Origin of the sequence: Paraburkholderia sp. LEh10, from assembly GCF_017814945.1 — a bacterium.
In the GTDB taxonomy this organism is placed as follows: domain Bacteria; phylum Pseudomonadota; class Gammaproteobacteria; order Burkholderiales; family Burkholderiaceae; genus Paraburkholderia.
In genome coordinates this window covers 1-6650 of sequence record NZ_JAGIPX010000144.1, presented here as the reverse complement: position 1 = coordinate 6650, position 6650 = coordinate 1, and the positions used below count along the sequence as shown (strand labels likewise).

Genomic DNA, 6650 nt, shown 5'->3' with positions numbered 1-6650 from the left:
GTTGAACCGCCAGGATCCGCATTTCTTCAAGGGTATTGTGAGCCAACGCTCTGCCGTCTCTTTTCATATGAGGCTTCGACAGGGGCAAGGGCGTCCAGTTCACAATCGTGTCCGCTAAATTACTGACCTATGAGTAAAATCAGAGTGGGTGGTTGTGCGGGTCAAGGGCGGGCGTGAGCCCGGCGCAGCGAACCCTTGTAGCGCCAGGCGAAGCCTGGGAATGGAGGAAGTGAGAACAGAAACCATTCGTAGTAGTCCAGCGGGTTCGACTCCCGCCCGGCAAAGGCTAACCACCAGCCGGAAGCGAGCCTTGCATGCGAGTGCGGTAACGCACTACTTGAAGCGTAGGCAGCGGATACCAAAGCCGCGTGATTGAGTTCCGAAATCGCCAATGCTGGCGTCTTCAGTTTCAAGTGGCCTGGGGGACAGCACCGTCGAGCCGGTAGGGTGAGGCAAAGGCGGGCGGGCCGGGATCTGAGAGCGGGGCAAAGGTATGGGATGGATTACCCAGGAACCTGGGAGATCCTGTGTATGACCAGTTCAGAAAGCCCATGGCACGGGGCTAGACAAACAGGGCCAGGCCCAGGCGGAGGTCACCATCGCCGAGGGAGCAAACGAGGTGACGGGAACTGGAGCGGGGAAGCGAATCCATAAGTGACCTCGTATTCAGCACAGGAAGTCTTAGTGCCCTGATAGTACTGCCGACCCTGGGGAACGCTGCTCAGGCGGACCCAGTCGAGGGAAGCGGGGCACCGTTGGTACAGAATCGCTTTTGAGAAACACGGAGGGTGCTTTGAAACCGGATAGCGTGTCAACGAAACAGAAGCGAATAGCCGAGTTGGCAAGAAGTAACCGAGGAATGGCATTTACTTCATTGAACCATTACATCGATTACGAGTGGATGCAGTATGCCTACGAATGCACACGCAAGGATGGTGCCGTGGGTGTCGATGGCCAGACCGCGCAGGACTATGCGTCAAACCTTGAGCAGAATCTTCGCAACTTGATTGATCGGCTCAAGTCAGGACGCTATCAGGCGCCACCGGTCCGTCGGCACTACATCGCCAAAGCCGATGGCGGGCAGCGTGGCCTGGGCATTCCCTCGTTTGAGGACAAGGTAGCGCAGCGTGCTGTTGCGATGCTGCTGGAGCCAATCTACGAGCAGGCTTTCTTTGATAGTTCGTATGGCTTCCGGCCGGGGCGAAGTGCCCTTCAGGCATTACAGGCTGTGCGTGCCGGGGTAATGGAACGGCGCGGTAAATGGGTACTAGACGTTGATGTTCGGAAGTACTTCGATAGCATTGATCGAACCAGACTGCGGGAATTTCTGGCTAACAGAGTCACGGACGGCGTCGTGAGACGACTGATCGATAAGTGGTTGAAAGCGGGTGTACTGGAGGACGGGCAGGTGTTTTACCCAGACAAAGGTACGCCCCCAGGGCGGGGTAATTTCACCATGCCTGGCAAATATTTTCCTCCACCATGTGCTGGACGAATGGTACAGCACACAGGTGGTTGCGCGACTGAAGGGCGAGAGTACGTTGGTGCGGTTCTGCGACGACTTTGTGATGATTTTCGAATACAAGGAAGACGCGCAGCGGGTGTATGCCGTGTTGGGAAAGCGGTTCGAGAAGTACGGCCTGCAGTTGCACCCGGACAAGACACGGTTGATCGATTTCCAATACCGGACGCCGAGTCACCTACAACCGATGTTCGCGAAGACCTTCGACTTTTTGGGCTTTACGCATGTCAGGGTGATGTCCAGGACTGGCAAACGTGCAATGCTTCAGAAGACGGCTAAGGACCGCCTGGCGCGCGCAATTAGCGCGTTCAACATTCAGTGTCGCCGCATGCGGCATTGGACGGTGCGAGAACAGCATGCACGGCTGTGTCGGATGCTACGTGGACACTATGCCTACTATGGCATAACCGGGAACGGTCGCAGTTTAGGCAGCTTGCATCATGCGGTCCTACGTCTATGGCACAAGTGGCTTTCGCGCCGATCGCGGCAAAGCACCAGCTACCTGTCATGGGAAACCTTTTGCCGGATATTGGATGTTTTTCCTCTGCCTGCACCGCGGATTGTTCACCGCTACACACGTCCGTGAGCGAATCTGTACGACGAGGAACCGAGTGCCTTAATTGGGCTCGCTCGGGTCTGTGAGGGGTGAGGAGGGTAACCTCCTCGCCTACTCGGAAGGCGCTTTGAATCGACAAGCTGGGACATGGCTGGTTGCGGCAGAATGCGGCAACCAGCCATGCAAGACCAAGCGAACAATGACGAATCAACTCTTTGAAGCCGCCCTGGGAATCAAGGCACCGTGGTACGTGCATGGTGTCGACTTTGATACGGCCAAACGACAGCTGACGATTGCTGTGGACTTTGTCGCAGGAAGTCGCTTCGCCTACTCCGGGCTCGCCGGTGAGCATCCAGTGCACGACACGCACAAGCGGCTGCGCCACCTGAATTTCTTCCAGCACGAGTGCTATCTTGAAGTGCGGGTGCCGCGCGTGCGCTTGCCCGATGGTTCGGTGCGGCTGGTCGAGCCGGAATGGGTCGGCCAACTCGACGGTTTCACGTTGCTGTTCGAGGCGCTGGTGTTGATGCTGGCGCAGCAGATGCCGTTTGCCGCAGTGGCGTGCATCGTCAATCTGTCGTGGCATCGGGTGCATGCCATCTGCTCGCGCTATGTGGAACTCGCGCTGGCGTCGGCGAACCTGTCGGACGTCGACTCGGTGGCCATCGACGAAACCTCGTACCGGCGAGGCCACGAGTATCTGACGCTGGTCGCCGATATGCAGGCTCGGCGCATCGTATTCGTCACGCCCGGCCGTGACGCGAAGACGATTGAGAGCTTTGCGGCCTACCTTAGCCAACATCACGGCACGCCGGAGCAAGTGAGCTCCGTGAGCATCGACATGTCGCTCGCGTTCATCAAAGGCGTCGGCGAACATCTGCCCAATGCGCGAGTGACGTTCGACAAGTTTCACGTTGTCGCCCATGCCTCCAATGCGCTTGATACGGTCCGGCGCCAACAACAGAAAGCCGACCCAGAACTTAAAGGGATGCGCTGGACACTGCTTAAGGACGCCAACAAGCTGAACCTTGCTCAATTGACGGATCTCGTGGCCCTTCTCAGGCAGTACACCACCAAGCGAACGGCCCGTGCCTGGTTGTATCGCGAGCAGTTGCGCGAGATTCTCGAACGCAAGCAAATTCATGTCGTCTCCGAATTGTTGCGGCAGTGGTGCGCCAACGTCATGCGTTCGAAAGTCGAACCGATGAAGGAGGTCGCCCGATTGATTCGCCGACACTTTGACGGCATCGTTGCGTGGACCCAGACCCGACAGACCAACGGCTTTATCGAAGCCATCAACGGCTTGTTTCAGGCCGCCAAGCGCAAGGCGCGTGGCTACACGCGCTTCGCAACCATGCGAACGGTGCTGTTTCTTATCGCTGGCAAACTCGACTTCTCTGCATTCAACTCGCATGCCCGCTGAGAGCCGTTACCCACTTCATTTTCAAAAGAGCCGAAAAGCTCGAGCAATTGCGTGCGATCTGGCTCGGCATTCCGATCAGGGTCATGACGTGGGCCGAAGCGCCGCCACATGGCGTCGACAACTGGGACGACGTGCAACGCGTAACCGATCATCTACTTGCGAATAGCGAAGGTTCCTCATGAACAATCCATGGTTTGTTGCGTCAGCGGCGCGCGTTTTCGAGGTGGAGGCGCGTGCCGTCGCTGCGCTGGTGGCGCGGCTCGACGACAATTATTCGAAGGCCGTACGGACGATTATCGACTCGACTGGCCGGGTGATCGTGTGCGGAATGGGCAAGTCTGGCATCGTCGGACGCAAGATTGCGGCGACCCTGTCAAGCACGGGCACGCCGGCGTTCTTTATGCATCCCGCGGAGGCGTACCACGGCGACCTGGGCATGGTGCAACATAGCGACGTTTTTATTGCTATCTCGAACTCGGGCGAAACCAATGAGGTGATTCAGCTCCTACCGTTTCTCAGGCAGAACGGCAACAAGATGATCGCTTTTACAGGCAACCCATCTTCAACGTTGGCGAAAGCTGCCCACTGTCATCTCGACATAGGTGTGGAGACCGAGGCGTGTCCGTTACAGCTCGCGCCCACCGCTTCGACGACGGCCACGCTTGCAATGGGCGACGCGCTTGCCGTGACGCTGATGGAGGCTCGCGATTTCAAGCCGGAGAACTTCGCCCGGTTTCACCCCGGAGGTTCGCTCGGCCGTCGGCTGCTGCGCATGGTTGAAGACGAGATGGTCAGCGACAATCTGCCCTTCATCGACGGGGCTGCCAAGGTCATGGAAGTTCTTTCAGTGATGACAAAGAGCAAGCTCGGTCTCGCAATCGTCAGAAACGAGGCGGGTGACGGGCTCATCACCGATGGCGACGTCCGCCGCTTGCTTGAAGAGCACCAAGAGACCGCGTTCGAGAAGTCCGCTACGGAGTTCATGTCCCGCGATCCCGTCGTGGTGCATGTCGGAACCAGGGTGGAAGATGCGCTTGTGCTGCTGGAGCGGCATAGGATCACGTCGCTACTGGTTGTCGATCACTCGGGAATCGTCGGAGTGTTCAAGAAGTAACGCTGGAAAATGGGCCCGCGGTCGCCGCGGTGCCCCCGTCGCTCACTGATTGTCGAACTCAGTTCGCGCGAAAGCGCGGTAGTCGCTCGCCGAGACTGCGAGGCGACGTTTGAAAATCTTGGCCAGGCGAATACCATTGCCCATGCCGCATCGCCTTGCGATCTTGTCGATCGGCAAGGTGGTGGTTATGAGAAGCCTGCATGCGATGTCCAGCCGTACTCGCAGCAAATACTCCGACGGCGGCATTCCTATTTCCGCCTTGAAATGCCGCAGGAACGTCCGATCGCCCATGGAAACGCTGCGTGCCATGTCGTGCGCGGTAATAGGGCGTGCGCAGTTCTCCTCGATCCAGCGAGCGGCGTCCTTCATGGTCGATGCGATGTTTGCGTTAGGCGCATCGCCGAGAAGCGGTGCAAGCCAGCGGCCAGAGAAGGGCATGAGTTGTTCTGCAATGCCTTCTGCCGTTTCATAGTATGCGGTCTTTTACCGACGTCCCTCATAGTCATTCTTTGAACGGCTGAATTGTGCTAGTAGCGAAGTTAGCGAAGCTGGACCGCGGGCATGTTCCAGGGCAAGAGCGCGTCGTAGTCGTCGACGCTTTTTGCGGATGGAAGGTTCTTGAACAACCAAAGCAGATAGGCGTATGGATCGATGCGCGCGGCCTTGCAGGTCTCCACGATCGAATACAGATTTGCGCTTGCGTTTGCACCTGCAACCGTATCTGCGAAGAGCCATGAACGGCGCCCCAGGCAGAAGGGGCGGATGGCGTTCTCACACGGATTGTTGCTGATTACCCAGTCGCCATTCTCTACGTAGCGCACCAGCTTCGGCCATTGCCCGCGCAGGTAGGTGAGCGCCTTGCCTAACAGACTGCCCGGTACAACGCCCGGCGCCTGTTCGACCATCAGCCTGTGGATGAGCTCAAGCACGCGTGCGCTATATCGTCGTCGCAGTCGTTGTCGTCTTTCGGACTGCCATGCGGTACTGCGTGCCTCGGCTGCAAACAGCTTGCCGATCAGCCTGATGAAGCGCGTGGCGAGCAGATCCGGCGTGCGCGCGGCTTTGGGTACGTTGTCCTCGGCTTTCACAAACCCTCTTCTCGCGTGGGTCCAGCATCCAAGGTGAACGAGATGATGGTGTTGCGCGATATGCTCGTAGGGTTTATATCCGTCGCTCATGATTACCGCACCTTCGCGGATACCCTCGAAGAGCCCCTGGGCCAGTTTGCCGCCGCGCCCTGGTGTGTAGGTGAACGGGCGGATCGGCACAGGCGAATCCGTAACCTGTGCCCAGAGATAACTGGTTGTCTGAGGGCGTCGTCCCTTTTCCTTGAGTACCTGGAATGTGGTTTCGTCGCAATAGATCAGCTCAGCGTCGAGCAACGCGTCACGCATGAGGTTGATCACCGGCTGGATCGCCAGACCGACCCGGACCACGCTCGCGGCAAGGGTGTTCGACGAGATGTCGCCGCCAAAGCGGCGCAGCAGACCCGCCTGACGGTATAGCGGCATGCCGAACTGGTATTTGCCTGTGATGATCCATGCGAGTGCTGATTCGCTCAGCAGCCCCCGCGCGATGACGCGCGCCGGCGCTGGCGTAACCTTGATTCCCAGTTCACAGCACGGGCAGGCATATTTGACGCGCTGATGCTGGATCACGCGAACCTGTTCCGGGATGACGTCAAGCTGTTCGCTGATTTCCATACCGATCTCGACCAGCGCGTGACCATCATGCGCGCAGAACCGTTCGGCCTCGGGTAGCTCGTGCCGGTGAACGTCGCGTGGCAGATTGGGATCGAGCGGTCTGCGACCGCGCTTTTTTCGTGTGTGTGCGTCGACCTGCGTCTCAGGCACATCGTCCTGGGCCGGAGCCGCGTTCGACGCGAGCGCTTCGGCTTCATTGAACAGGCCCAACTGATCGGCGTCGCGCGCCTCGCTCTTCGCGCCGAACAGTTCCTGGCGGTATGGAACGAGTGAGAAATAACTTCCAGAAGTGGCCCTGGCGGGTGCAAAGCGACGCTGGTAAGATGCGGTCC

At 58.4% G+C, this 6650-nt stretch carries 5 protein-coding genes and 1 pseudogene; 4 read left to right on the top strand and 2 right to left on the bottom strand.

From position 1 onward, the window contains the following. Positions 1-859 precede the first annotated feature (859 nt). From J8I87_RS46615 to J8I87_RS42910, 4 genes and pseudogenes are all read left to right on the top strand, one after another. Positions 860-1429, top strand: a pseudogene (locus J8I87_RS46615) (reverse transcriptase domain-containing protein); the annotation flags it as partial. Then, the gene (locus J8I87_RS46610; protein ID WP_409518890.1) at positions 1389-2108 is read left to right on the top strand and encodes a reverse transcriptase domain-containing protein; all 720 of its coding nucleotides are present in this window, start codon (positions 1389-1391) and stop codon (positions 2106-2108) included. The pseudogene J8I87_RS46615 and the gene J8I87_RS46610, both read left to right, overlap by 41 nt. Positions 2109-2277: 169 nt before the next feature. Beyond that, the gene (locus tag J8I87_RS42915) at positions 2278-3501 is read left to right on the top strand and encodes an ISL3 family transposase (protein ID WP_209938661.1); all 1224 of its coding nucleotides are present in this window, start codon (positions 2278-2280) and stop codon (positions 3499-3501) included. 178 nt (positions 3502-3679) lie between these two features. Beyond that, positions 3680-4615: an SIS domain-containing protein gene (locus J8I87_RS42910; protein WP_209938660.1), complete on the top strand. Its 936-nt coding sequence runs from the start codon at positions 3680-3682 to the stop codon at positions 4613-4615. Between the two features lie 42 nt (positions 4616-4657). On the opposite strand, the gene J8I87_RS42905 is transcribed toward J8I87_RS42910, so the two are convergent. Both J8I87_RS42905 and tnpC read right to left on the bottom strand, forming a co-directional pair. Beyond that, entirely contained in the window at positions 4658-5053 is a 396-nt protein-coding gene (locus tag J8I87_RS42905; protein WP_245254601.1) for a helix-turn-helix domain-containing protein, read from the bottom strand. A 101-nt stretch (positions 5054-5154) separates the two neighbouring features. Beyond that, positions 5155-6650, bottom strand: a 1496-nt coding sequence (tnpC, locus tag J8I87_RS42900) for an IS66 family transposase (protein WP_245254600.1), incomplete at its 5' end; no start/stop codon positions are given.